Origin of the sequence: Methylobacterium sp. GXS13 (assembly GCF_001455965.1) — a bacterium.
Taxonomy (GTDB): Bacteria; Pseudomonadota; Alphaproteobacteria; order Rhizobiales; family Beijerinckiaceae; genus Methylobacterium.
On the sequence record NZ_LKKO01000019.1, the window covers coordinates 69012 to 92894 of the forward strand.

Here is a 23883-nt window from a genome sequence, read left to right on the forward strand (position 1 = left end):
CGAGGCCGCATGACCCCGCGGGATGATGCCCAGTCCCGGCATCACGCCGGGCAGGCCTGGAACCGGAAACGTCGCCCATTTCACAGCTTGCACTCCGTTGCCGGCTCAGGGCCGCGATGGGCTCCGGTCCGGTCTTCGTCTCGCCAGCGTCGCGCAAGGCCGAGAGTTCGCCCAGACGAGGGCCAGAGGCAAGCCTACAATCAAAGACGTTGACAGCTTATCCTCTGCTATGATCGCAGACCCGGAGAGTTAACCGAGCAAAATAGCCCTCTTTTATAGCATTATTTGCCAACACATGCCCAAGCTGGATCAGCAAATGCCGATTATTGCTCCGTAAAGGCGACAAACGTCCAGCGCGGAAACGAATAATCATCGATTCGACTGAAATCGCAGCTCGGCCTTCTCGGCAGGCTCAGGCCGTCGGCTGTCGAGGCGCGTTCCGGACCGATCGGCGGCGATCCAACGGCAGGCGATCATAATCCGGGCCTGGACCGCAGAGGGGGCAACGCCGCCAGGCTCTTCTCTTGCCGCGGTGCCCATTCGTGTGGGCTTGCGCAGACCGTGATGGGATGCGGCCGGCCAATCCTGGCTTCGGGCCGCCGATCCACGGCGCAACTGGAATTCGGCAGGCTTGCCGGCAGAATCCACAGCGTTAACCTTCCACTCATATTCGTTAATAAACCATTGGCGGGACGCCTATTAATCTATCTAAATAGCCCAGTAACCACGGTGTGAACGTGCACCGGCGAGGCTCCGATGCTAGCATTCAAGACTAAGCACATATCAGCCAGGTACGCCCTCGCCGGGGCCGGGGTCGCAAGCCTCGCGGCCACCGGGGAGGCCCAGGCCCACGTCAAATGGTTCTGCGCCTATGACGTCGCCGGGCAGCCGCAGGGCCTGGAACAGGTGCTCTGCGCCAACTTCGAAGGGCTGACCGTGCTGGCCCTGGTGTGCCTGATGTTCGGGTGCCTGGCCGAGGGGACGCCGCTCGGCGGTGCCCTGCTCAACGCCCTCGACCGGGTGACCAGCCGGATCCGGACCGACACCGAGCTTCTGGTCCGCGCCACCCTCGGCTTCTTCTTCGTCTCGCTCTGGGAGCTGGGCGGCATCATTCTGACCCCGGAACTGAAGACCGACGTCGCCTGGATTCCGTGGTTCCAGCTGGCGCTGGCCACCTGCCTGATCTGGCGGCGGACCATGCCGCTCACCGGGCTCGGCATCGTGTTCCTGTTCAGCTTCGCCACCGCGCAATACGGCGTGTTCCACCTCGCCGACTATCCGATCTTCCTGGGCGTAGCCGTCTACCTGATCTGCCGCGGTCTCGACCTGTCGCCCTTCAACATCCGTCCGCTGGATATCGTGCGCTGGACCGCCGCGATCACGCTGATGTGGGCCTCCATCGAGAAGTGGGCCTATCCGGAATGGACCGCGCCGCTCCTGGCCGCCAAGCCGCAGATGACGCTCGGCGCCACCCCCGAACTGTTCATGCAGGCCGCTGGCGTCATCGAGTTCACCCTGGCCTTCGCACTAATCTGGACCCCGCTGGTCCGGCGCGTCGCGGCGATCATCCTGGCAGCGATCTTCGTCTCGGCGGTGTTCGAATTCGGCAAGGTCGACGCGATCGGCCATTCCGGGATCATCGTGGTGCTGCTCGGCATCGCCGCCGACGATGTCCGGATGGCGGTCCGCGCCCGGGACGTGGTGCTGGCACCGGCCTGGTACGGCGCAGCCCTGGCGATCTTCCTCTTCCTCTACTACGCCGGCCACGCGGCCCTGTTCGGCGGGCTCGGGACGCTGCCGGTGATCTGAGCGCCGCTCAACGCGCCGCGATGAGCGGCGCGAACACGTCGGTGAGCCCGGTGATCAGGATCTGGGTCCCGACGCAGAGCAGCAGGAAGGCGAACAGGCGCCCGGTGACCCGGGCACGGGCCGGGCCGATCAGCGCCACCACCCGGTCGGCCGAGGCGTAGATCAGCGCGACCGCCAGCGCTACGACCAGCGCCGCGAGGGTGACGCCGAGATAGAAGCCGAACCGGTCGGCATAGGCCGTGGGCCGGTTCGCCCCCAGGGTGATCGCCACCGCGATGGTACCGGGTCCGGTGGTGAACGGCAGGGTCAGGGGGAAGAACGCGATCTCAGCCAGTGGCCCCGGCGCAGGATCTCGGCTGGTCTCGATGAGGGTCGTCGAGCCCCGATCCTTCGAACCCGAAGCCTCCGCCTGCTTGCGCGCCTCGCGGGCCTCGGGGCGGTTCAGCTGGGTCCAGGCCGAGGACATCACCACCAGCCCGCCGGCGATCCGCAGGGCCGCCAGGGTCACGCCGAAGAAGTTGAGGATCGCGGTGCCGGCCCAGAGCGCACCGAGCATCACCAAGGCGGCGTAGACCCCGATCTTGCGGGACAACAGCACCCGCTCGGCGTGGCTGTAGGCGCTGGTCACCTGCGCGAAGATGAAGGCTCCGCCGATCGGGTTCACGATCGCGATCAGGCCCGAGAGGGCGAGCAGGAACTGCTGAATGGTGAAATCGATGCTCATGAGGGCCGCCGCCTAGAGCAAGCGGGCCGCCACGGCCAGCGTCGCGAGCGCGTCAGCCCGGGGAGGGTGCCGGCACCAGCACCCGGGCGGGGGCGAGGCGGCGGGCGCGGCGCACCTGCTGGACCGCCACCGGGCGGTACAGCTGCTTGGTCGCGTGGACCACGTGCAGGCCGGCGAACGGCAGGGCCAAGCCCGAGCCGAGGCGCTCCCAGGCGGGCCCCGTACGCAGCATCAGCCGCGAGCGCACCGGCGGCATGTACAGGGTCTCGGCCCAGCCCTCCGGAGAGAACAGCGTGTCGCGCATCAGCCGGCCCAGTTGCGAGCGGCTGTAGGGCTGGCCGTGGCCGAACGGCGTCGCCTCGCGCCGGGCCCAGACGCCGCGCCGGTTGGGCACCACCAGGATCATCCGGCCGCCGGGGGTGAGGGTGCGCCAGACCTCCTGTAGCAGCTCCGTCGGGCTCTCCACCGATTCGAGGGCGTGGACCAGCACGACCCGGTCGATGGCGGCCTCGGGCAGCGGCATCATGGTCGGGTCGGCCAGCGCCGTGCAGGACCGGCCGGTACCCGGCCAGTTCACCACACCCTGAGTGGCCGGCATGAAGGCGAGGGTCCGTTCCGCGATGCAGTGGATCGGCCCGAGATAGGGCGTCGCGTAACCGATCCCGAGGACGCTCAGTCCCGACACCGAGCCGAGAAACCCGTGGAGAACACGGGCGACGACGCGGTGCGTCTCGACCCCCAGGGGGCTGGCGTAGAAGGCGCGCAAACCGTTGACGTCGAGACGCATGGAAGAACAGGACCGAGTCCGGAACGACGATTCCGACTCAATGGTGGGCCGCGGTGCCCGCGGCAAGCATCTTGGGATGTTACACCAACGGAACCGGGCCTGATCGCCGCCGGTTCACGGCAGCAGATTCTGCGCTTCGCCGCATCTACAAATCTTCGCGTGCCCTGGAGAGGGAATCGGATGGCTGCCGAGACCGAGATCAAAACGTTCCTGTGCCGCAGCGACAATATCGGCGTCCTGATCCGCGATCCGGCAACCGGCGCCTGTGCGGCGATCGATGTACCGGAGGCCGGGCCGGTCCTGAAGGCCCTGGACGAGACCGGCTGGCGCCTCACCGACATCCTGGTCACCCACCGGCACGGCGACCATATCGATGGCATCCCTGACGTGAAGCGCGCCACCGGTGCCCGGGTGCAGGCCGCCGCCAAGGCCGGCAACGCCGTCCCGGACGTGGATGTCACGGTCGGGGAGGGCGATACCGTGCAGGTCGGCCGGCTGGAGGCCCAGGTCTGGGAGACCCCCGGCCATTGCGCCGACCACATCACCTACTGGTTCGCCGAGGCCGGGATCGTCTGCTCAGGGGACACGCTGTTCACCCTCGGCTGCGGCCGTGTGATGGAGAGCCCGCCCGAGACCCTATGGTGCTCCCTGCACCGATTCGAGCAGCTGACCGACGAGACCCGGGTGTTCAGCGGCCACGACTACGTCCTGTCCAATGCTCGCTTCGCCCTTGTGGCGGACCCGGAGAACCGCGACTTGATGGCGCGCAAGGCCGAGGCCGAGCGGGCCAAGGCCGAGGGGCGTTTCCTGATTCCATCGACTATGGGCGCAGAGCGCGCGACCAATCCGTTTCTGCGCAGCAACCTTCCAGCGCTGGCTAAATCAGTCGAATTTGCGCCCGGCACAGATCCGGAAGCGGTGTTTGTGGCACTGCGTGCGTGGAAGGACCGCTTCTAGAGCCGGTGATAACCAAGAAAATTTTGTTGCGTTCTCAAGCCGAACTGACACATACCCTTTGCAAGCGGTACCAATCCGCTCAGTCAACGGGCTCCCGGGGGGAAGCCGTAACGTCAACGCGAAGCGCCGGGACGCTTCCGCCGGTCTGATGGGGGTCCGTCTCGCCCTACCACCTGTCCACCTCCCGCCTTCCGCTCCCGTTCCTGAAGCCAGAGTCCGACGGGGCCAGGGAAGAGGCGATCTGCGCGAAGATCAAGGTTCCAGGAACCGACACGACGGCCGGTGACGCGCTGCGCGACACCGGCGAGGTCGCAACGAACGCCCGTCCCCGCGCGCCCGTCGCGGCCGATGTTCGGCTGCTCGGCATCGCTACCGAGCACCTCTCCCGCCTCGGGCCGAAACGCGTGACGGTGGTGGCCGTCGCAGCTGAAGCCGGCATGACGCATGCCAACGTCTACCGCTACTTCCCGTCGAAGGATGCGCTCCTCGACGCGGTGGCCGGGCGCTGGCTGCGCGAAGTCGAGGCCCGGCTCGCCGGCAACGCCGAGGCGCCCGACCCGGCCGACGACAAGATCGAGCGTCTGCTCACGGCCCTCGCCACGGTGCAGCGCGACGCCCTGTTCGACGAGCCGAACCTGTTCGCAGTGCATCTCGACGCCACGGTGTCGGCCCGACCCATAGCCAGGCGGCACCGCGTCCGCCTGCGCAGCCTGGTCGAGCGCGTGGTGGAGGAGGGCATCACGTCCGGCATCTTCTCCGCCCGGGACCGAGAGCGGGCCATCGCCTACATTTTCGATGCGAGCTACCGCTTCACCCATCCCCTTGCGATCCAGCACGACGCGGAGGTCCCGCGTGACCTGATCGAGGCCCGGTTCGGGGCGGTCATTCACGCGATCCAGCGCGTCCTGCGCTCCGGGATCCTCTGAGTTCGCGTAGCGCGCGGCCCGGCACTGGCTCATGCCTTTCAAGGCCCGGACCTCGCGTCCGGGCCTTTTGCGTTTCCTGCCGTCCGACGACGGTTCGATCCCCAGCACGAGAGCGTCGGAAACAACGAAATGACAAGCTCTCGAATCTGTCATCTTAGCGTTGCCGCTGCGACCGGGCAGAGTGCAGTGCACCTAATACCCTCGCTTCATTGAGGTTTCATCGCCTGAGCCTGCGACAACCGAGCGCTGGCGCGAGTCGAACCGCCACCGCTGCAACTACCCATCGGGTTGAAGCGACGAGGCTTTTCGGCCACACAGCCGCGCAGATTCCAGAGCGGCGAATCCCGTGTCGGAGCCGACCAGCGGACGGTCCCGGCACCTCGCCGATCCCACCGAAGACGATACGCAGCGGAGGTTGATCCGACATGGCTCGCAACAAGATCGCGCTCATCGGTGCCGGCCAGATCGGCGGCACCCTGGCCCTCCTGGCTGGCCTGAAGGATCTCGGCGACGTGGTGCTGTTCGACATCGTCGACGGCGTGCCGCAGGGCAAGGCGCTCGACATCGCCGAGGCCGCCCCGGTCGAGGGTTTTGACGCGACCTACGCGGGGGCGAGCGACTATGCCGCCATCAAGGGTGCCGACGTGGTGATCGTCACCGCCGGCGTGCCGCGCAAGCCCGGCATGAGCCGCGACGACCTGATCGGCATCAACCTCAAGGTCATGCAGGCGGTGGGCGAGGGCATCAAGAGCTACGCCCCGGACGCCTTCGTGATCTGCATCACCAACCCGCTCGACGCGATGGTCTGGGCGCTCCAGAAGTTCTCAGGCCTGCCGACCAACAAGATCGTCGGCATGGCCGGCGTGCTCGACTCGGCGCGCTTCCGCCACTTCCTGGCCGACGAGTTCAAGGTCTCCGTGGAGGACGTCACCGCCTTCGTGCTCGGCGGCCACGGCGACGACATGGTGCCGCTGACCCGCTACTCGACGGTGGCGGGCGTGCCGCTGACCGACCTGGTCAAGCTCGGCTGGACCACCCAGGAGAAGCTCGACGCCATGGTCGAGCGCACCCGCAAGGGCGGCGGCGAGATCGTCAACCTGCTCAAGACCGGCTCGGCCTTCTATGCGCCCGCCGCCTCCGCCATCGCCATGGCCGAGAGCTACCTGCGCGACAAGAAGCGGGTCCTGCCCTGCGCCGCCTATCTGGACGGCCAGTACGGTGTGACCGGCATGTTCATCGGCGTGCCGATCGTCATCGGCGCCGGCGGTGTGGAGCGCGTCCTTGAGGTGACCTTCGACCCGGCCGAGAAGGCGATGTTCGAGAAGTCCGTCGCTTCGGTGACCGGCCTGATCGAGGCCTGCAAGGGCGTCGACGGCTCGCTGGCGTAAGAATCAGGCGGATAGCGAGTAGGGAATAGCGAATAGGGCCTACTCAGGACTGCTTCGCGCTCAGAAACCTCCTCGCTCCTCGCCAATCCCTATTCGCTCCTCATCAAGAGGCTCCGATGAACATCCATGAATACCAGGCCAAGGCCGTGTTGAAGGAGTTCGGCCTGCCGATCTCCCGCGGTGTGGCGATCTTCGATCCGTCGGAGGCCGAGGCCGCCGCCAAGGAGCTCGGCGGCCCGGTCTGGGTCGTGAAGAGCCAGATCCACGCGGGCGGCCGCGGTAAGGGCACCTTCATGGGCGCCCCCGACGGCGCGAAGGGCGGCGTCCGGGTCACCAAGTCCATCGACGAGGTGAAGCAATACGCCAGCGAGATGCTCGGTCAGACGCTGGTGACGATCCAGACCGGGCCGGCCGGCAAGCAGGTCAACCGCCTCTACATCGAGGAAGGCGCCCAGATCGCCGAGGAATTCTACCTCTCGATGCTGGTCGACCGCGCCACCGGCGGCGTCGCCTTCGTGGTCTCCACCGAGGGCGGCATGGATATCGAGGCGGTCGCCCACGACACGCCCGAGAAGATCCACACGATCCCGGTCGATCCGGCCACGGGCGTGATGCCCCATCACGGCCGCGCGGTCGCCAAGGCCCTCGGGCTTACCGGCGCCCAGGCCAAGGAAGCGGCCTCGCTCACCGAGAAGCTCTATACCGCGTTCGTGTCCAAGGACATGAGCATGCTGGAGATCAACCCGCTGGTGCTCACCGGCGACGGCCATCTCAAGTGCCTCGACGCCAAGATCTCGTTCGACTCGAACGCGCTCTACAAGCACGCCGACATCGTCGCGCTGCGGGACGAGACCGAAGAGGACGCCAAGGAGATCGAGGCGTCCAAGTATGACCTCGCCTACATCGCGCTGGACGGCACGATCGGCTGCATGGTCAACGGCGCCGGCCTCGCCATGGCGACGCTCGACATCATCAAGCTCTACGGCGAGAGCCCGGCCAACTTCCTCGACGTCGGCGGCGGTGCCTCCGAGGAGAAGGTCACCGCGGCGTTCAAGATCATCACCGCCGACCCGCAGGTGAAGGGGATCCTCGTCAACATCTTCGGCGGGATCATGAAGTGCGACGTCATCGCCCGCGGCGTCATCGCCGCCGTCAAGGCGGTGGGCCTGCAGGTGCCGCTGGTGGTGCGCCTGGAAGGCACCAATGTCGAAGAGGGCAAGGACATCATCCGGGGCTCCGGCCTGAACGTGATCCCGGCGGACGACCTCGACGACGCCGCTCAGAAGATCGTCGCCGCCGTGAAGGGAGCCTGATCATGTCGGTGATGATCGACGCGAATACCAAGGTCATCTGCCAGGGCTTTACCGGCAAGAACGGGACCTTCCACTCCGAGCAGGCGATCGCGTACGGGACCAAGATGGTCGGCGGCACGAGCCCCGGCAAAGGCGGCGCGACCCATCTCGGCCTGCCGGTCTTCGACACGGTGGCGGAGGCCCGCGAGGCCACCGGCGCCGACGCCTCGGTGGTCTACGTGCCGCCGCCCGGCGCCGCCGACGCCATCTGCGAGGCGATCGCCGCGGAAATCCCGCTGATCGTCTGCATCACCGAAGGTATCCCGGTGCTCGACATGGTGCGGGTGAAGCGGGCGCTCGTCGGCTCGAAGTCGCGCCTCGTCGGCCCGAACTGCCCCGGCATCGTCACCGCCGGCCAGTCGAAGATCGGCATCATGCCGGCCAATATCTTCCGCCAGGGCTCGGTCGGCATCGTGTCCCGCTCGGGCACCCTGACTTACGAGGCGGTGTTCCAGACTTCGAATGCCGGGCTCGGCCAGACCACGGCCGTGGGCATCGGCGGCGACCCGGTGAAGGGCACCGAGTTCATCGACGTGCTGGAGCTGTTCCTGGCCGACCCGAAGACCGAGTCGATCGTGATGATCGGCGAGATCGGCGGCTCGGCCGAGGAGGAGGCCGCGCAGTTCCTGAAGGACGAGGCCAAGCGCGGGCGCAAGAAGCCGATGGTCGGATTCATCGCCGGCCGCACGGCGCCTCCGGGCCGCCGCATGGGCCATGCGGGCGCGATCATCTCGGGCGGCAAGGGCGGCGCAGAGGACAAGATCGCCGCCATGGAGGCCGCGGGCATCCGCGTTTCGCCATCCCCGGCCCGGCTCGGCTCGACCCTGGTTGAAGTCCTGAAGGGCTGAGGGCCGCGCGCCTGCGTCGCGGCCAGCGCAAGGCTGCGACCCCCATATCGACGGGACGGGGCGGTCTGCCGCCCCGGTTCAATTTCAGGGCGATCCGCCCCGCGAGCGGGTCGCCGGATGGGCAGCCAGCCTGCCCGCGCGACAGGATGAACGGACCATGGCACGCCAGGACGTGAACGAAGCGCTTCTCGAAACCTCGTTCCTCTACGGCGCCAACGCCGCCTATATCGAGGAGTTGCAGGCGGCCTACGCCCGCAACCCGGCCTCGGTCGACCCGGAGTGGCAGACCTTCTTCAAGGGTCTGGGCGAGGACGAGACCCTCGTCGAGAAGAACGCCGCGGGCGCGTCCTGGGAGAAGCCCAACTGGCCGGTGCCGCTCAACGGCGAGCTGGTCTCGGCGCTGGACGGCAATTGGGGCGCACTGGAGAAGGCGATCGGCGACAAGATCGTCGCCCGGGACGCCAAGGAGCCGAAGCCCGGCAAACCGGTCGACAGCGTCGCCGCCACCACCGGCGTGTCGGTGGAGCAGGCGACCAAGGATTCGGTGCGGGCGATCATGCTGATCCGCTCCTACCGCATGCGTGGCCACCTGCACGCCAAGCTCGACCCGCTGGGTCTGGCCCCGCGCGGCGACCACGAGGAGTTGCACCCGCAGCATTACGGCTTCACCGAGGAATCCGATTGGGACCGCCCGATCTTCCTCGACAACGTGCTCGGCCTCCAGTTCGGGACGATCCGCGAGATCGTCGACATCCTGGAGCGGACTTATTGCCAGACCCTCGGCGTCGAGTTCATGCACATCTCCGATCCCGCCGAGAAGGCGTGGATCCAGGAGCGCATCGAGGGCAAGGACAAGGAGATCTCTTTTACGCCTGAAGGCCGCAGGGCTATCCTGAACAAGCTGATCGAAGCCGAAGGTTTCGAAAAGTTCCTGGACCTCAAGTACACCGGCACCAAGCGCTTCGGCCTCGACGGCAGCGAGGCGATGATCCCGGCGCTCGAGCAGATCATCAAGCGTGGCGGCGCGCTGGGCGTGCGCGAGATCGTGCTGGGCATGGCCCATCGCGGCCGGCTCAACGTGCTCACCAACGTGATGGCCAAGCCGTTCCGGGCGGTGTTCCACGAGTTCAAGGGCGGCTCCGCCTCGCCGGCCGAGGTCGAGGGCTCGGGCGACGTGAAGTACCACCTGGGCGCTTCCTCGGACCGCGCCTTCGACGGCAACAACGTCCACCTGTCGCTCACCGCCAACCCGTCCCACCTCGAGATCGTCGATCCGGTGGTGCTGGGTAAGGTCCGGGCCAAGCAGGACCAGTGGGCCAAGCCCCACATCCAGCGCTCCAGCGTGCTGCCGCTGCTGATCCACGGCGACGCCGCCTTCGCGGGCCAGGGTGTGGTCGCGGAGTGCTTCGGCCTGTCAGGCCTGAAGGGCCACCGCACCGGCGGCTCGGTGCACTTCATCATCAACAACCAGATCGGCTTCACCACCGACCCGCGCTTCTCGCGCTCGTCGCCCTATCCGTCGGACGTGGCGAAGATGGTCGAGGCGCCGATCTTCCATTGCAACGGCGACGACCCGGAGGCCGTGACCTTTGCGGCCAAGGTCGCGGTCGAGTACCGCCAGAAATTCGGCAAGCCGGTCGTCATCGACATGCTGTGCTACCGCCGCTTCGGCCACAACGAGGGCGACGAGCCGGCCTTCACCCAGCCGAAGATGTACCAGCGGATTCGGAAGCATCCCTCGGTGTTGGAAACCTACGGCCGCCGGCTCGTGGAAAACGGCACCCTCGACCAAGAGGCGCTGGACGCGCGCAAGACCGAGTTCCGCCAGATGCTCGACAGCGAGCTCGACGTCGCCACCAATTACAAGGCCAACAAGGCCGATTGGCTTGACGGCCGCTGGTCCGGCTTCAAGGCCGTGCACGAGGATGTCGACGATCCGCGCCGCGGCCGCACGGCGGTGCCAGCCGAGACCCTGCAGGAGATCGGCCGCAAGATCACGCAGGCGCCCCCCGGCTTCCACCTGCATCGCACGATCCAGCGGTTCATGGACAACCGCGCGAAGGCCGGGGAGACCGGCGCCGGCATCGACTGGGCGACCGCCGAGGCCCTGGCTTTCGGGGCGACCCTGCTCGACGGCAACCGGGTCCGGCTCTCCGGCCAGGATGTCGAGCGCGGTACCTTTTCGCAGCGCCACGCCGTGGTGATCGATCAGGAGAACGAGCAGCGCTTCACGCCGCTCAACGCCATCCGCGACGGCCAAGCCTCGATCGAGATCATCAACTCGATGCTCTCTGAAGAGGCGGTGCTCGGCTTCGAGTACGGCTACTCGCTGGCCGAGCCGAACGCCCTGGTCCTGTGGGAGGCCCAGTTCGGTGACTTCGCCAACGGTGCCCAGGTGGTGATCGACCAGTTCATCGCGAGCGGCGAGCGCAAGTGGCTGCGCATGTCCGGCCTCGTGCTGCTGCTGCCGCACGGCTACGAGGGCCAGGGCCCCGAGCATTCCTCGGCTCGCCTGGAGCGCTACCTGCAGGCCTGCGCCGAGGACAACATGCAGGTGGCCAACGTCACCACGCCGGCCAACTACTTCCACATCCTGCGCCGGCAGCTGAAGCGGGACTTCCGCAAGCCGCTCGTGCTGATGACGCCCAAGTCACTGCTGCGCCACAAGCGGGCGGTCTCGACACTCGACGCCCTGGCCGAGGGCTCGACCTTCCACCGCGTCCTCTGGGACGATGCCGAGGAAGAGGGCGCACCCAACAAGCTGGTGCGCGACGACAAGATCCGCCGCGTCGTGCTGTGTTCCGGCAAGGTCTATTACGACCTGCTGGAGGAACGGGAGAAGCGTGGCCTCAACGACGTCTACCTGATGCGCGTCGAGCAGCTCTATCCGTTCCCGCTCAAGGCGCTCGCCACGGAGATGGGACGGTTCCGCAACGCCGACGTGGTGTGGTGCCAGGAAGAGCCCAAGAACATGGGGCCTTGGTCCTTCGTCGAGCCGTACCTCGAGTGGGTCCTCGGCCAAGCCGGCTCCGCGGTGAAGCGCGCCCGCTATGTCGGGCGACCGGCCTCCGCGTCCACGGCCGTTGGCCAGATGTCGAAGCACCAGGCCCAGCTCCAGGCGTTCCTCAACGAGGCGCTGGCGGTCTGATCCTCGAGACGCGGCGGCGACCCGAGCAGGTCGCCGCCCTCACCATTTCCAGGCCGTCCGGTACGGCCCAACCGATCCGGAAGTGCGAAAGACCATGGCTACCGACATCCTCGTCCCGACGCTCGGCGAATCCGTGACCGAGGCCACCATCGGCCGCTGGTTCAAGAAGCCCGGCGACACGGTCGCGGCCGACGAGCCGATCGTGGAGCTCGAGACCGACAAGGTCACCCTGGAGGTCAACGCCCCGGCGGCCGGTCAGCTCGGCGAAATCCTCGCTAAGGACGGCGAGACCGTCGAGCCTGGCGCGCTGCTCGGCTCGATCGTCGAGGTGGGGGCTGCGACCGGCGGCGGCAAGAAGGCGGCGGCCCCGAAAGCGGTCGCCGAGACCAAGGCCGAGAGCCGCAGCGAGGCTCCGGCGCCGGCCGCCGCCCCGAAGGCCGAGGCGCCGGCTCAGGAATCCTCAGCCGGTTACGGCAACCATGGCGAGGCGGGCGCCCCGGCGACCCAGCAGCGCCCGACCGGCGACAACGGCCCGGCCGTTGCCAAGCTCGCCCGCGAGAGTGGCGTCGACCCGTCCGGCATCAACGGCTCCGGCAAGGACGGCCGCGTCACCAAGGGCGACATGCTCGGCGCGATCTCCAAGGGGCCGGCCCCGGCCGCCGCCCCAGCCAGGGAGGCCCGCCCGACCCTGCCGCGTGCGCCCTCCGCGCCGGACGATGCCGCGCGCGAGGAGCGCGTACGCATGACGAAGCTGCGCCAGACCATCGCGCGCCGCCTCAAGGACGCGCAGGACACCGCCGCGATGCTGACGACGTTCAACGACGTCGACATGTCGGCCGTGATGGCGCTGCGCAGCCAGTACAAGGACATCTTCGAGAAGAAGCACGGCACCAAGCTCGGCTTCATGGGCTTCTTCACCAAGGCGGTGATCGGCGCCCTCAAGGACGTGCCGGCGGTCAATGCCGAGATCGACGGGCAGGACCTCGTCTACAAGAACTACTACCACATCGGCATCGCGGTCGGGACCGATAAGGGCCTGGTCGTTCCGGTGGTGCGGGACGCCGACAACCTGTCCATTGCGGGCATTGAGAAGACGATCTCCGGCTTTGGCAAGAAGGCGCGCGACGGTAAGCTGTCGATTGAAGACATGCAGGGCGGCACCTTCACGATCACCAACGGCGGCATCTACGGCTCGCTCATGTCGACCCCGATCCTCAACGCCCCGCAATCGGGTATCCTCGGCATGCACCGCATCGAGGAGCGCCCGGTGGTCCGGGCCGGCAAGATCGAGGCGCGGCCGATGATGTATCTCGCGCTGTCATACGATCACCGGATCGTCGACGGTAAGGAGGCAGTGACCTTCCTGGTGCGGGTCAAGGAAGCGCTGGAGGATCCGGCCCGGCTCGTGCTGGACCTCTAAGCTCCATCGGTATGGCTCGGCATCGATCGCAATAACGGGCTGATCGATGCCGACCATCGCCATCGTCGAGGGTGTTCGGATCACGATCTATCTCTACGATCATCTTCCGCCACATCTGCACGCGTTCTTTGCTGGCCAGGAGGCGAAGCTTTCGATCGTCACGGGCGAAGTCCTCAGCGGGACTTTGCCGCGTGCGAAACTCAAGGCCATCCGTGCGTGGCTGGCTGCCAATCGCGAACAGGTTTCCTATGTTTGGCGAGAGATTCGGGCCGGCCGCCACAGCGGGGGAATGATCGAATGAAGACGCATCGGATCGCCTCTGTTGAACCCCTGCAGTATCCGACGCTCCGCATCACGTTCGATGACGGTGTCGGCGGCATCCTCGACCTTTCGGATCTGATCGCCGACGGCGCGATATTCGCACCGCTGAAGGACCAAGCCTATTTCCGGACGGTGTCTGTCGGTGAAGACGGCTGGACCTTCGGCTGGAACCTCCACGCCCTCGGGCACGAGATCGATTTCTGCCCCGACGCGATGCGGATCCGGATCGAGACCCAGATCGTCGAAGATTTGGCCGATCGATACGCATCCACCCACGCCGCAGCCGCATGAGTGATCCCATGAACGGACCAAGCGTGGCCATCGTCACCGGCGGCAGCCGGGGCATCGGGCGGGCGGTGTCGCTGCTCTTGGCGGAGCGCGGCTACGCGATCTGCCTGAGCTACGTCTCCGACTCGGCCGCGGCCCAGGCGGTGGTGGATGCGATCACTGCCAGGGGCGGCACGGCGCTGGCGGTGCGCAGCGATGTCGGCGTCGAGGCCGACGTGATCGCCCTGTTCCAGGCCGCCGACGGCCTCGGCCGGCTCGCGGCGCTCGTGAACAACGCCGGCGTGGTCGATCTGAAGTCGGACGTCGCCGACATGAGCGCGGCCCGGCTCCAGCGCATGATGAACACCAACGTGGTCGGCAGCTTCCTGTGCGCCCGGGAGGCGGTTCGGCGCATGTCGACCAAGCGCGGCGGGGCAGGGGGCGCCATCGTCAACCTGTCCTCGGTGGCGGCTCGCCTCGGCGGCCCGGGCCAGTTCGTCGATTACGCCGCCTCGAAGGGCGCGATCGACTCGCTCACCATCGGGCTTGCCCGCGAAGTTGCCGGGGAGGGGATCCGCGTCAACGCGGTGGCGCCCGGGATCATCGCCACGGAGATCCATGCCAGCGGCGGCGAGCCCGACCGGGTCGAGCGCCTCGGGCCCGGCGTACCGATGGGCCGCGCCGGCACCGCCGAGGAGGTGGCCGCGCCGATCGTGTGGCTGCTTTCGGACGAGGCCGCCTACACCACGGGCGCCATCCTCGACGTCGGCGGCGGCCGCTGACCCCACTCTCTCAAACTCCCTTCTCTCCGACCGCCCCAGGCGGCATGACCGACCGGAAGCGAACTCCCATGTCCTACGATCTCGTCGTCATCGGCACCGGCCCCGGCGGCTATGTCTGCGCGATCCGCGCGGCGCAACTCGGCCTGCGGACCGCTGTGGTCGAGAAGCGCGCGACCCACGGCGGCACCTGCCTGAATGTCGGCTGCATCCCGTCGAAGGCGCTGCTCCACGCCTCCGAGGCCTATGAGGAGGCGACCAAGCACTTCGCCGATCTCGGCATCGAGGTTAGCGGCGTGAAGCTCGATCTCAAGAAGATGATGGGCTTCAAGGCTGAGGGCGTGGCCGGGAACACCAAGGGCGTCGAGTTCCTGCTCAAGAAGAACAAGGTCGACACCTTCCACGGCACTGGCAAGATCGCGGGCGCCGGCCGGGTCGAGGTCGTGTCCGAGGATGGCGGCAACCAGATGCTCGAGACCAAGAGCATCGTCATCGCCACTGGGTCGGACGTGACGCGCCTGCCGGGCGTGACCATCGACGAGAAGGTTGTGGTCTCCTCCACCGGTGCCCTCGAACTCGACCGGGTGCCGAAGAAGCTCCTGGTGATCGGCGCCGGCGTGATCGGGCTGGAGCTGGGCTCGGTCTGGCGCCGGCTCGGCGCCGAGGTCACCGTGGTGGAATATCTCGACCGGGTGCTGCCCGGCATGGATGGCGAGGTCGGCAAGCAGTTCCAGCGGATCCTGACCAAGCAGGGCATCCTGTTCAAGCTGTCGACCAAGGTGACCGGCGTCGAGGTCGGCAAGAAGGGCGCGACCGTCACCGTGGAGCCGGCAGCCGGCGGCGAGGCGGAGAGCCTGCAGGCGGACGTGGTCCTCGTGGCGATCGGCCGGGTGCCCTACACCGAGGGCCTCGGCCTCGAGACGGTGGGCGTGCAGCGCGACGACAAGGGCCGGATCCTCACGGATGCCCACTACGCCACCAACGTCACCGGCATCTACGCGATCGGCGACGTGATCGCCGGGCCGATGCTCGCCCACAAGGCCGAGGACGAGGGCGTCGCGATCGCCGAGATGCTGGCCGGCCAGTCCGGCCACGTCAATTACGGGGTGATCCCGAACGTGGTCTACACCTTCCCGGAGGTGGCTTCCGTCGGCAAGACCGAGGAGGAGCTGACCAAGGATGGCATCGCCTACAATGCCGGCAAGTTCCCGTTCACGGCGAACGGCCGGGCCAAGGCGAACGGCACCACCGACGGCTTCGTGAAGGTTCTGGCGGACGCCCAGACCGACCGGGTGCTCGGCGTGCACATCGTCGGCGCGGATGCCGGCAACCTGATCGCCGAGGTCGCGGTGGCGATGGAGTTCGGCGCCTCCTCCGAGGACATCGCCCGGACCTGCCACGCGCACCCGACGCTGACCGAGGCGGTCAAGGAAGCGGCGCTCGCCGTGTCCAAGCGCGCCATCCACGTGTGATGGGCAGTACCCGGCGCGGGATCAGGCGATCTTGCGCCGGGCGTTCGGCAGATCGGCGATCCGCAACGGCGGGGGCGGGGCCGGCGGGGCGGTGAGCGCGTTGAGGAGATACGGCCGGCGCAGCCCCAGCGCGTTGTGCAGCGCCAAGTCGATATCGCGGGCGTAGAACGGCATCCGCAGCACAGCATCGACCCCGAAATAGCGCCCCGCCTGGGCGATCGGCTCCAGATCCGAGGTGGTCAGCAAGGTGATCCGGGTCGGAAGGCCGAGGGGCTGGATCTGGCAGGCGAGTTCCATCCCTTCGATGCCGCTGAGCTTCACGTCGAGAAAGGCGAAGTCGTAGGCGCCGAGCTTGAGCTGGCTCAGCGCGTGGCGGCCGCAATTGGTCTCTTCGAGGGTGATCGCGAAGCCGCTGCGGGCCACCACCCGGCTGATCGCCGTGCGCCCGGCAGGCGAGGAGCAGGCGAGCAGTGCCCGGGTCGGGGTGCGGCGGCGGGCATCGGCGTGCAGGAGCTGCTCGATATGGCCCGGGTCGAGAGGCGTCTTCAGCACCTCGTAGGCGCCGAGGCTCTGGGCGATCTCCTGCCAGTGCGGCAGTACGCGGCTGGCGACCAGAACCAGGCAGGGCGGCTCGGCGCCGGCCCGGCGCGCCACCGCGACCGCCTCAGGCCCGCTCAGGTCGTCGAGCTGGAGGCCTACGAAGGCGAGGCTGGGGCGTCGTTGGAGAAGGATGTCGCACAAGGCCTGGCCGGACGTGGCCTCGTCGACCACGGCCTGAGGGTCGAAACGCTCGACGATCGCCCGCAGGGCGGTGCGGCGCCCGGCATCGCAATCCGCAATCACGACACGCGCTGGCGACTTCGCCTCCTCAAGCTTCATGGCCATGTCCCGGCAATCGCATCCCCCGATCCGGAGAATGGATGCAGATCATGACGAAGCTCTTAAAAGGCGGCCCAATAAGCCACTATAGGGGATATCCTGCTTAACTTAGCCCTGAAAACAGCTCCCGGAACTGGTATCCCGCCGTTAGATTAGCGACCGGCTCTTGGATGCGCCGCCGTATAGGCGCTCATCAGCCGGGCGGCGTCGACTTGGGTGTAGAGCTGCGTGGTCGACAGGGATGCGTGGCCGAGCAATTCCTGGATCGCCCGCAACTCGCCCTGGCGGGCGAGCAGATGGGTCGCGAAGGAATGGCGCAGGGCATGCGGCGTTGCGCTCTCGGGCAAGCCGAGGGCGCCCCGGGCGCGGGCCACGGTGTACTGGATGATGCGCGGGGACAGCGGGCCACCGCGGGCGCCCACGAAGAGCGGCCCCTCCGGCGGCAGCGGCAACGGGCAGGCGGCGATGTAATCGGCCACCGCCCGCGCCACGACGGGCAGGATCGGCACCATGCGCTGCTTGCCGCCCTTGCCGAGCACCGTGACCTGATCGCTGCCCGGCAGCGGCGCGTCGCGCCGGGTGAGGCCCAGAGCCTCGGAGATGCGCAGGCCAGCCCCGTAGAGGAGCGCCAGCACCGCGGCATCCCGGGCGAGCACCCAGGGCTCGCGCTCCTCGCCGGCTCGGATGGCCGTGTCGGTGAGCGCCACCGCGGCGGCGACCGGCAGCGGCCGGGGCAGGCGCCGCGGGACCTTGGGCGCCCGGACGCCGCCGAGCGCCGAGACGCTGCCGTAGCCCTCGCGCTCCAGGAAGCGCCCGAACGAGCGAAGCCCCGCCAGCATCCGCATCAGCGAGCGCCCGGACACCTCGTCGGCCCGGCGGGCCGCCATGAAGGCGCGGATGTCGCGGACCTTCAGCGCCACCAGCATCGGGATGGTCGGCAAGCCCTGGCGCGATGCGAGGTGGATCAGGAACTGGCGCAGGTCCCGGCTGTAGGCCTCGACGGTGTTGGGCGACATCCGCCGCTCCCGCGCCAGCCCGTCGACCCAGGCATGAACGACCTCACGCAGGCGCGCATCGCCCGGAAGCAGGATCAGGTCGTCGGCGGTCTCGCGTGCGCTCATGGGCTCACTCGACCGCTTTTTCGTTGTCGGGGGCTTAACGCGCCGACGCGCGGCCGATCAGCTGAGGATCCCGTCCTTGCCCTGGAACCCGGCCAGGGGCGCGGTGAGGACGCAGTGCAGCCCGGTCGTCTGGTAATCCAGGGCGACGTCCCCGGCCACTGTGCCGGCAAAGGCGCGCTCGATCAGGCGGGTGCCGAACCCCTTGCGTGAGGGCTGGACCACCGGGGGGCCATCGGATTCGACCCAGCTGAGCCGGAGCTGCGGGCCGCCCGCCAGCGTCTCGATCTGCCAGGTGACGGCCACATGGCCCGCGGCCGCAGAGAGGGCGCCGAACTTCGCTGCGTTGGTCGCGAGCTCATGGATCATCAATGCCAGGGCGAGGGCTGCCTTCGGGCCGATCTCGATGGGCGGCCCCTCGATCCGGAGGCGGCCGACGCGCGCATTGTCGTGGAGCGCAAGCGCGCCGCGGATCACCGCCTCCATACCGGCCCGCTCGGCGTTGCCGGCGAGCAGGATGTCATGCGCCTTGCCGAGGGCCAGGAGGCGCTGAAGCAGAGCATCGCGCGCCGAGGTGACGTCGGGTGCGTCGCGCAGCGTCTGCGAGGCGATCGCCTGGACCATCGCCAGGGTGTTCTTCAGCCGATGGCTCAGTTCCTGGCTGAGCATCTCGCGATGTGCGTCGGCCTCGGCCTGCTGGGTCGCATCCAGCATCACACCGGTCATCCGGGTGGCCGTGCCTTCCGCGGTGCGGACGATGATCGCCCTGTTGAGAACCGTGGCGTAGGTCCCGTCGGCACGACGAAAACGGTATCCTTCGCTCCAGCGCAGGGGCGCACCCTCGATGGCCGCTTGGACGCTGCGGCGGACGCGGTCGCGATCTTCGGGATGGATGTGCGCGTACCACCAGTCGTTGCTCGGCTCGATCTCCGCCGGCTGATACCCATAGAGAGCCGACAGCGCCTCGTCCCAGTGGATTCGACCCGTCTGCGGGTTCCAATCCCAGATCAGGTCCGTAGTCGCCCGCGACGAGAGGCGGTAGCGCTCCTCCGAGACCGCCAGAGCGACACGCGCTGCACGCTCGGCCGCCAGCGCCACCTCGCGCTCCCGGACCGCACGGCGCAATTCGAGCTGCGCGATCACTTGCTGCGCCAACGCCCGCAGCGCGAAAGCCTGATCCGGCCTCAGCCCGGCCGGTCGGGGCTCGGTGTCGATCACGCACAGGGTCCCGAACGCCACGCCGCCATCGGTCCGAAGCACCGCCCCGGCATAGAACCGGATGAACGGCGCCCCCGTCACCAGGGTGTTCTCGCGGGTACGCGGATCGGCGGTCAGGTCAGGGATCACCATCAGCCCGTCGGCGGCATCCAGGGCGTGGACGCAGACCGACTGGCTCAGGGGCGTCTCGCAGGCCGGGAAGCCGCGCAAGGCCTTGAACCATTGCCGGTCGGCCGCGACGAGGCTCACGAGGCCCACCGGCACGGCGCAGATCTGCGTCGCCAGCGTGACGATGTCGTCGAAGGCCGGCTCGCGTGGCGTATCGAGGATGCCGTAGCTGTGGAGGACCTGGAGGCGGGCGGTCTCGGTCGGATCTGACATGGCCGGGGGGCGGAGGATCGGGCGGCGGAAGCCGGAGAGAGCACGCGGAAGCAATCAGGATCGGTCTTAGCCCATCTTGAGCGTATGAGCATCTCGCACTTCCAGCTCATCCGTTCGGTTGACGCATATTCGACCGGTTTGTCCCTCACGGCTCGCCCGATATCGCTGCCCGTGCCAAATTCGTCCGATGACGCTCCTCGCCTATGCCGGTGCCGCCCTCGCGGAGATCGCCGGATGCTTCGCGTTCTGGGCCTGGCTCCGGCTCGGCCGCTCCGCCTGGTGGGCGCTGCCGGGGATCGCCTCGCTCGTGGCATTCGCCTTCCTGCTGACCCTGGTGGACAGCCCGGCGGCGGGGCGGACCTTCGCGGCCTATGGCGGGGTCTACGTCGCCGCCTCGATCCTGTGGCTGTGGCTCGCCGAAGGCCAGCGTCCTGACCGCTGGGATCTGGCCGGCGGCGCGGTCTGCCTGGCGGGCACGGCGATCATTCTGCTCGGGCGGCGGGGGTGAGGCGGCCTCACCGCCCCAGCGTGTAGAACTCGTCGTTCGGCCGCAGCTCGGCGACGCTGGCAAGCCGGTTCGACAGGGCGAACAGGGCGGTGATCGACGCGATGTCCCAGATGTCGTCCGGGCTGAACCCGTGGCCGGCCAATACGGCGTGGTCCTCGGCCTCGACCCGGTAGGCTTCCTGCGCGACCTTGAGCGCGAAGGCCAGCATCGCGCGCTGGCGCAGGGTGATGTCGGCCTTGGCGTAGGCGACGGCGATCTGGTCGGCCAGCAGCGGGTTCTTGGCCCGGACCCGCAGGATCGCGCCGTGTGCGATCACGCAGTAGAGGCAGTTGTTGGCCGCGCTGGTGGCGACCACGATCATTTCGCGCTCGGCCTTGGTGAGGCCGCCGGGCTTGTCCATCAGCGCGTCGTGATAGGCCATGAAGGCGCGGAACTCGTCCGGGCGATGCGCGAGCGCCAGGAAGATGTTGGGCACGAAGCCCGCCTTCTCCTGAACAAGCGCGATGCGGGCGCGCAGGTCCTCGGGCATCTCGGACAGCTTCGGCACCGGGAAGCGGCTGATCGGATTGTCCGCGCGCATGATCGTGCTCCCGTGATCCCGCGCCCTTGGTGAAACCGGTCGTTCACGATACGTACGGCACGCTCGGGCCGATCGTCGAGAGCTTCATCCCTACGGCGGTGGCCGGCTTTCGGGATGACGCAGAGCAAAACCCTGGAGCGTCATGAGCAGCAGCGTCCGCATTCTGGGGATCGATCCTGGGCTCCGCCGCACGGGCTGGGGCCTCATCACCGCCCAGGGCAGCAAACTGACCTATGGCGATTGCGGCGTCGTCACCTCGGACGGCGACCTGCCGCTGGCGCTGCGCCTGCGCGAGCTGTTCGAGGGGATCAGCCGCATCGTGGATGCGCAGAAACCCGACGAAGTCGCCGTGGAGGAGACCTTCGTCAACAAAGACGCCCAGGCGACGCTCAAGCTCGGCCATGCCCGAGCCATGGCGCTGGTGGTGCCGGCGCTGGCCGGGCTGCCGGTGTTCGAATACGCCGCCAACCTGATCAAGAAGACCGTGGCAGGCTCCGGCCACGCCGAGAAGGTCCAGATCCAGGCGATGGTGCGCTTCCTGCTGCCGAAGGCCGAGTTCCGCGTCGCCGACGCCGCCGACGCGCTGGCCATCGCGATCACCCATGCCAGCCACCGCGACGCGCACGCGCTCCGCAAGACACACCTGCCGGAGGGCAAACGGCGCAATCTCACCGGGCAGGCCGCCGCGGGACAGGGGTTGGCCGGGAAGGGATTTTCGGCTGCCGCCGCCGCGCGTATCGAGGCGGCCCTGGCGAAGCAGGGCTGATCGAGCTGGGCTAACGGGATCTATCGGGAAACTTGGTGGGGGAAGTAGGACTCGAACCTACGAAGCTTACGCAGCGGATTTACAGTCCGCCCCCTTTGCCGCTCGGGACATTCCCCCAAGGCAGGTTTTTCGCCCGCGGCGCCCTTATGGTGAGGGGCTGGCCGGGTGTCAACGCTTCTCATCGCCCGATCCGCAACCTGTGACGTTCGGGAGACCGCTTGCGCCACGAAGAATCGCGCCTGTGCCGCGGGCGCTTCGAACGAATCGCGTCGGTTGCGCGAAGAAAAGGCGAACACCGCGGTGGTCCGGGGGATTCACAAAGGAATCGGGATCGGCCACGGTGTGCGGATGTCCCCCTGCTTCGCCGGCCCTTGACCCGTCCCGCCCCGTCCCTGCGGTCCCACCAGCGTACGTTGATGGCCCTCGTGGCGGCCATGGCGAGCGGGCAGGCGGGGCATGTCCGAAAGATCCTGGCGGCGGTGACCCCGGGGGGCGGCAAGTCGCTCCTGCCGGTGATCGCGGCGCACACGCTGATCGCGGCGGGCCGGGTCGATCGCGTGGTCTGGGTGGTGCCGCGGGATTCCCTGCGCCTTCAGGCGGAGGAGGCCTTCGCCGATCCGCTCTGGCGCGCGGCCTTCGGCCATGCGTTGAGCGTGCGCGCCGCCGACAACGAGCGCGATCCGGCCAGGGGGCTCTCCGGCTACGTCACCACCTATCAGGCGGTGGCCGCCGCCCCCCCCCCCCCCCTCGCCGAGGCGCGGGCCCACCGGACCCTGCTGGTCGTCGACGAGGTCCATCACCTGCCGGTCCCGGGGCGGCCAGGGGCGGACGAGGCCTCGGCCGAGGAGGAGGCCGAGGCGGCGGCGTGGTCCCGGGCGATGCTGCCGGTGATGGAGGCGGCTGAGATCGGCCTATTCCTGTCCGGCACCCTGGAGCGGGCCGACGGGCGGCGCATCCTCGGCCTGCCCTACCGGCCGTCCGCCCTCGGCCGCGGCCCGGAGCTGGACCTCGACGCGCCGGGTCTGGCGGTGATCGGCTATTCCCGGTCGCAGGCCCTGGCCGAGCGGGCGGTGCTGCCGGTCACGTTCGGGGCGATCGACGGCGAGGCGAGCTGGCTGGAGGGCGGCCGGATCTCCGGCGACAGCCCTCGGCCGCGCCTCGACGGGCTGGGGGCCGGTTCGGTCCGGGTCACCACCCGGCCGGCTTTGTTCACGGCCCTGCGCACGGGATTCGCCCGTGATCTCCTGAGCGAGGCGTTCTTCGCGACCAAACGCCTGCGTGCCAGGCGCCGGCTCGAACGGGACCTTCCGCCCGGCGAGATGACCCGGGGCCTGGGCAAGCTTCTCGTAGTCGCCCCGGACCAGGCGAGCGCCCGCACCTATCTGACGACCCTGCGGAGCTGGATGCCGGCCGGCCAGGGGGAGCGCGATGTCCGTCTTGCGACCTCGGGCCAGGGCGACGCCCACGCGGCCCTGGCGGCGTTCCGCCTGACCGCGGAACCGGCGGTGCTGGTGACGGTAGCGATGGCCTATGAGGGGCTCGACGCCCCCGAAGTCGCCGTGGTGGCAGCCCTCACCCATATCCGCTCCCGGCCCTGGCTGGAGCAGATGCTGGCGCGAGCCACCCGGGTTGATCCGCATGCCGGCCCCTACGACACGCAGCAGGCCCTGGTCTTCCACCCGGACGACCCGCTCTTCGCCCGCTTCCGCCTGGAGCTCGAGACCGAACAGGGCAGCAGCGTGCGGCCCAAGCGCGAGCGGCCAGCGACCGCCATCGTGCCGGAGCGGACCCCGTGGCGCGACGAGGATCCCGGCGGCATCACGCCGCTGGAGAGTAACGCGATCGGACTGCGCTACGCCCTGCTGCGCCCACGGCTCGCCGAGCCCGCACCGGTGGCGCCGGCGCCGGAGCCACCGTCTGTCACCGAACGCACCCTGCGCCAACGGCTCGCGGTCGCGGTGGCGAGCCAGGCCGTCGAGGACGAGGCATCGCTGCGCGTGCCCCGCGGCGGCAATCTGGCTCATCGCTACAACGCGGTGCTCAAGCGCGTCCTTGGCAAGGGCCGCGCAACCATGACCTTGCCCGAGTTGGAGGCGGCGCTCGCTTGGCTTGAACGCAACCGGCTCTCGGACCATCTCGACCGCCTCGACGGCGATGCTCGCTACGCGTGGTCCGCCCGCCAGCGCCGCGGCCGCTGGCAACCGGTGCGCGCCGCCGGGCGCTGATCCGTCGCGG

21 protein-coding genes and 1 tRNA gene are annotated in these 23883 nt (G+C 68.5%); 15 read left to right on the forward strand and 7 right to left on the reverse strand.

Annotated elements, in window-relative coordinates; genetic code table 11:
* The first annotated feature begins 756 nt into the window (after positions 1 to 756).
* Complete coding sequence (locus AO398_RS05920) at positions 757 to 1809, forward strand: hypothetical protein (protein WP_058191100.1); 1053 nt, start codon at positions 757 to 759, stop codon at positions 1807 to 1809.
* Positions 1810 to 1816: 7 nt separating this feature from the next.
* Here the strand turns inward: AO398_RS05920 and AO398_RS05925 are convergent, their stop codons facing one another.
* Complete coding sequence (locus tag AO398_RS05925; RefSeq protein ID WP_058191101.1) at positions 1817 to 2533, reverse strand: MarC family protein; 717 nt, start codon at positions 2531 to 2533, stop codon at positions 1817 to 1819.
* Between the two features lie 52 nt (positions 2534 to 2585).
* Entirely contained in the window at positions 2586 to 3320 is a 735-nt protein-coding gene (locus AO398_RS05930; protein WP_058191102.1) for a methyltransferase domain-containing protein, read from the reverse strand.
* 180 nt (positions 3321 to 3500) lie between these two features.
* On the opposite strand from AO398_RS05930, the gene gloB reads away from it, so the two are divergent.
* The 11 genes from gloB (at position 3501) to lpdA (ending at position 16198) form a co-directional block, all read left to right on the forward strand.
* Positions 3501 to 4277, forward strand: a complete 777-nt coding sequence (gene gloB / locus AO398_RS05935) for a hydroxyacylglutathione hydrolase (RefSeq protein WP_058191103.1) — start codon at positions 3501 to 3503, stop codon at positions 4275 to 4277.
* A gap of 356 nt (positions 4278 to 4633) precedes the next feature.
* A complete protein-coding gene (locus AO398_RS05940; RefSeq protein WP_082643145.1) occupies positions 4634 to 5203 on the forward strand; it encodes a TetR family transcriptional regulator in 570 nt (189 codons plus the stop codon).
* 425 nt (positions 5204 to 5628) lie between these two features.
* Positions 5629 to 6591, forward strand: a complete 963-nt coding sequence (mdh, locus tag AO398_RS05945; RefSeq protein ID WP_058191105.1) for a malate dehydrogenase — start codon at positions 5629 to 5631, stop codon at positions 6589 to 6591.
* A gap of 116 nt (positions 6592 to 6707) precedes the next feature.
* The gene (gene sucC / locus AO398_RS05950) at positions 6708 to 7904 is read left to right on the forward strand and encodes an ADP-forming succinate--CoA ligase subunit beta (RefSeq protein ID WP_058191106.1); all 1197 of its coding nucleotides are present in this window, start codon (positions 6708 to 6710) and stop codon (positions 7902 to 7904) included.
* A 2-nt stretch (positions 7905 to 7906) separates the two neighbouring features.
* Positions 7907 to 8791, forward strand: coding sequence for a succinate--CoA ligase subunit alpha (sucD, locus tag AO398_RS05955; protein WP_058191107.1), 885 nt, complete (start codon positions 7907 to 7909; stop codon positions 8789 to 8791).
* Between the two features lie 157 nt (positions 8792 to 8948).
* Positions 8949 to 11939 carry a 2-oxoglutarate dehydrogenase E1 component gene (locus AO398_RS05960; protein ID WP_058191108.1) on the forward strand — a complete coding sequence of 997 codons (2991 nt, stop codon included), beginning with the start codon at positions 8949 to 8951 and terminating at the stop codon, positions 11937 to 11939.
* A gap of 94 nt (positions 11940 to 12033) precedes the next feature.
* A complete protein-coding gene (gene odhB, locus AO398_RS05965) occupies positions 12034 to 13359 on the forward strand; it encodes a 2-oxoglutarate dehydrogenase complex dihydrolipoyllysine-residue succinyltransferase (protein WP_058191109.1) in 1326 nt (441 codons plus the stop codon).
* Between the two features lie 46 nt (positions 13360 to 13405).
* Positions 13406 to 13660, forward strand: coding sequence for a DUF4160 domain-containing protein (locus AO398_RS05970; protein WP_058191110.1), 255 nt, complete (start codon positions 13406 to 13408; stop codon positions 13658 to 13660).
* The gene (locus tag AO398_RS05975) at positions 13657 to 13971 is read left to right on the forward strand and encodes a DUF2442 domain-containing protein (protein WP_058191111.1); all 315 of its coding nucleotides are present in this window, start codon (positions 13657 to 13659) and stop codon (positions 13969 to 13971) included. Before AO398_RS05970 ends, AO398_RS05975 begins: the two co-directional genes overlap by 4 nt.
* A gap of 8 nt (positions 13972 to 13979) precedes the next feature.
* Positions 13980 to 14729, forward strand: coding sequence for an SDR family oxidoreductase (locus tag AO398_RS05980; protein ID WP_058191112.1), 750 nt, complete (start codon positions 13980 to 13982; stop codon positions 14727 to 14729).
* 68 nt (positions 14730 to 14797) lie between these two features.
* The gene (lpdA, locus tag AO398_RS05985) at positions 14798 to 16198 is read left to right on the forward strand and encodes a dihydrolipoyl dehydrogenase (RefSeq protein ID WP_058191113.1); all 1401 of its coding nucleotides are present in this window, start codon (positions 14798 to 14800) and stop codon (positions 16196 to 16198) included.
* 21 nt (positions 16199 to 16219) lie between these two features.
* On the opposite strand, the gene AO398_RS05990 is transcribed toward lpdA, so the two are convergent.
* The 3 genes from AO398_RS05990 to AO398_RS06000 all read right to left on the reverse strand — a co-directional run bounded on the left by AO398_RS05990 (position 16220) and on the right by AO398_RS06000 (position 19794).
* Positions 16220 to 17083 (reverse strand): response regulator, encoded by an 864-nt coding sequence (locus AO398_RS05990; RefSeq protein ID WP_244498677.1) that lies wholly within the window; start codon positions 17081 to 17083, stop codon positions 16220 to 16222.
* Between the two features lie 146 nt (positions 17084 to 17229).
* Entirely contained in the window at positions 17230 to 18198 is a 969-nt protein-coding gene (locus AO398_RS05995; protein WP_058191114.1) for a tyrosine recombinase XerC, read from the reverse strand.
* Positions 18199 to 18255: 57 nt separating this feature from the next.
* Positions 18256 to 19794, reverse strand: a complete 1539-nt coding sequence (locus tag AO398_RS06000) for a PAS domain-containing protein (protein WP_058191115.1) — start codon at positions 19792 to 19794, stop codon at positions 18256 to 18258.
* 187 nt (positions 19795 to 19981) lie between these two features.
* Between AO398_RS06000 and AO398_RS06005 the strand changes: the two genes are divergently transcribed.
* Positions 19982 to 20302 (forward strand): YnfA family protein, encoded by a 321-nt coding sequence (locus AO398_RS06005; RefSeq protein WP_058191116.1) that lies wholly within the window; start codon positions 19982 to 19984, stop codon positions 20300 to 20302.
* Positions 20303 to 20309: 7 nt separating this feature from the next.
* Here AO398_RS06005 and AO398_RS06010 read toward each other — a convergent pair whose 3' ends face one another.
* Positions 20310 to 20882, reverse strand: a complete 573-nt coding sequence (locus AO398_RS06010; RefSeq protein ID WP_058191117.1) for a peroxidase-related enzyme — start codon at positions 20880 to 20882, stop codon at positions 20310 to 20312.
* Positions 20883 to 21024: 142 nt separating this feature from the next.
* Here AO398_RS06010 and ruvC point away from each other — a divergent pair, with 142 nt between their 5' ends.
* The gene (gene ruvC, locus AO398_RS06015) at positions 21025 to 21648 is read left to right on the forward strand and encodes a crossover junction endodeoxyribonuclease RuvC (RefSeq protein ID WP_058191118.1); all 624 of its coding nucleotides are present in this window, start codon (positions 21025 to 21027) and stop codon (positions 21646 to 21648) included.
* Between the two features lie 33 nt (positions 21649 to 21681).
* Here the strand turns inward: ruvC and AO398_RS06020 are convergent.
* Positions 21682 to 21765, reverse strand: a tRNA-Tyr gene (locus tag AO398_RS06020).
* Between the two features lie 254 nt (positions 21766 to 22019).
* Here AO398_RS06020 and AO398_RS06025 point away from each other — a divergent pair.
* A complete protein-coding gene (locus AO398_RS06025; RefSeq protein WP_082643146.1) occupies positions 22020 to 23873 on the forward strand; it encodes a DEAD/DEAH box helicase family protein in 1854 nt (617 codons plus the stop codon).
* Positions 23874 to 23883 lie beyond the last annotated feature (10 nt).

What these genes read in the sequence shown, in the direction of transcription:
- AO398_RS05920 (WP_058191100.1), top strand. Translation starts at nt 757, where the DNA reads ATGCTAGCATTCAAGACTAAGCACATATCAGCCAGGTACGCCCTCGCC.
- AO398_RS05925 (WP_058191101.1), bottom strand. Translation starts at nt 2,533, where the DNA reads ATGAGCATCGATTTCACCATTCAGCAGTTCCTGCTCGCCCTCTCGGGC.
- AO398_RS05930 (WP_058191102.1), bottom strand. Translation starts at nt 3,320, where the DNA reads ATGCGTCTCGACGTCAACGGTTTGCGCGCCTTCTACGCCAGCCCCCTG.
- gloB (WP_058191103.1), top strand. Translation starts at nt 3,501, where the DNA reads ATGGCTGCCGAGACCGAGATCAAAACGTTCCTGTGCCGCAGCGACAAT.
- mdh (WP_058191105.1), top strand. Translation starts at nt 5,629, where the DNA reads ATGGCTCGCAACAAGATCGCGCTCATCGGTGCCGGCCAGATCGGCGGC.
- sucC (WP_058191106.1), top strand. Translation starts at nt 6,708, where the DNA reads ATGAACATCCATGAATACCAGGCCAAGGCCGTGTTGAAGGAGTTCGGC.
- sucD (WP_058191107.1), top strand. Translation starts at nt 7,907, where the DNA reads ATGTCGGTGATGATCGACGCGAATACCAAGGTCATCTGCCAGGGCTTT.
- AO398_RS05960 (WP_058191108.1), top strand. Translation starts at nt 8,949, where the DNA reads ATGGCACGCCAGGACGTGAACGAAGCGCTTCTCGAAACCTCGTTCCTC.
- odhB (WP_058191109.1), top strand. Translation starts at nt 12,034, where the DNA reads ATGGCTACCGACATCCTCGTCCCGACGCTCGGCGAATCCGTGACCGAG.
- AO398_RS05970 (WP_058191110.1), top strand. Translation starts at nt 13,406, where the DNA reads ATGCCGACCATCGCCATCGTCGAGGGTGTTCGGATCACGATCTATCTC.
- AO398_RS05975 (WP_058191111.1), top strand. Translation starts at nt 13,657, where the DNA reads ATGAAGACGCATCGGATCGCCTCTGTTGAACCCCTGCAGTATCCGACG.
- AO398_RS05980 (WP_058191112.1), top strand. Translation starts at nt 13,980, where the DNA reads ATGAACGGACCAAGCGTGGCCATCGTCACCGGCGGCAGCCGGGGCATC.
- lpdA (WP_058191113.1), top strand. Translation starts at nt 14,798, where the DNA reads ATGTCCTACGATCTCGTCGTCATCGGCACCGGCCCCGGCGGCTATGTC.
- AO398_RS05990 (WP_244498677.1), bottom strand. Translation starts at nt 17,083, where the DNA reads ATGGCCATGAAGCTTGAGGAGGCGAAGTCGCCAGCGCGTGTCGTGATT.
- AO398_RS05995 (WP_058191114.1), bottom strand. Translation starts at nt 18,198, where the DNA reads ATGAGCGCACGCGAGACCGCCGACGACCTGATCCTGCTTCCGGGCGAT.
- AO398_RS06000 (WP_058191115.1), bottom strand. Translation starts at nt 19,794, where the DNA reads ATGTCAGATCCGACCGAGACCGCCCGCCTCCAGGTCCTCCACAGCTAC.
- AO398_RS06005 (WP_058191116.1), top strand. Translation starts at nt 19,982, where the DNA reads ATGACGCTCCTCGCCTATGCCGGTGCCGCCCTCGCGGAGATCGCCGGA.
- AO398_RS06010 (WP_058191117.1), bottom strand. Translation starts at nt 20,882, where the DNA reads ATGCGCGCGGACAATCCGATCAGCCGCTTCCCGGTGCCGAAGCTGTCC.
- ruvC (WP_058191118.1), top strand. Translation starts at nt 21,025, where the DNA reads ATGAGCAGCAGCGTCCGCATTCTGGGGATCGATCCTGGGCTCCGCCGC.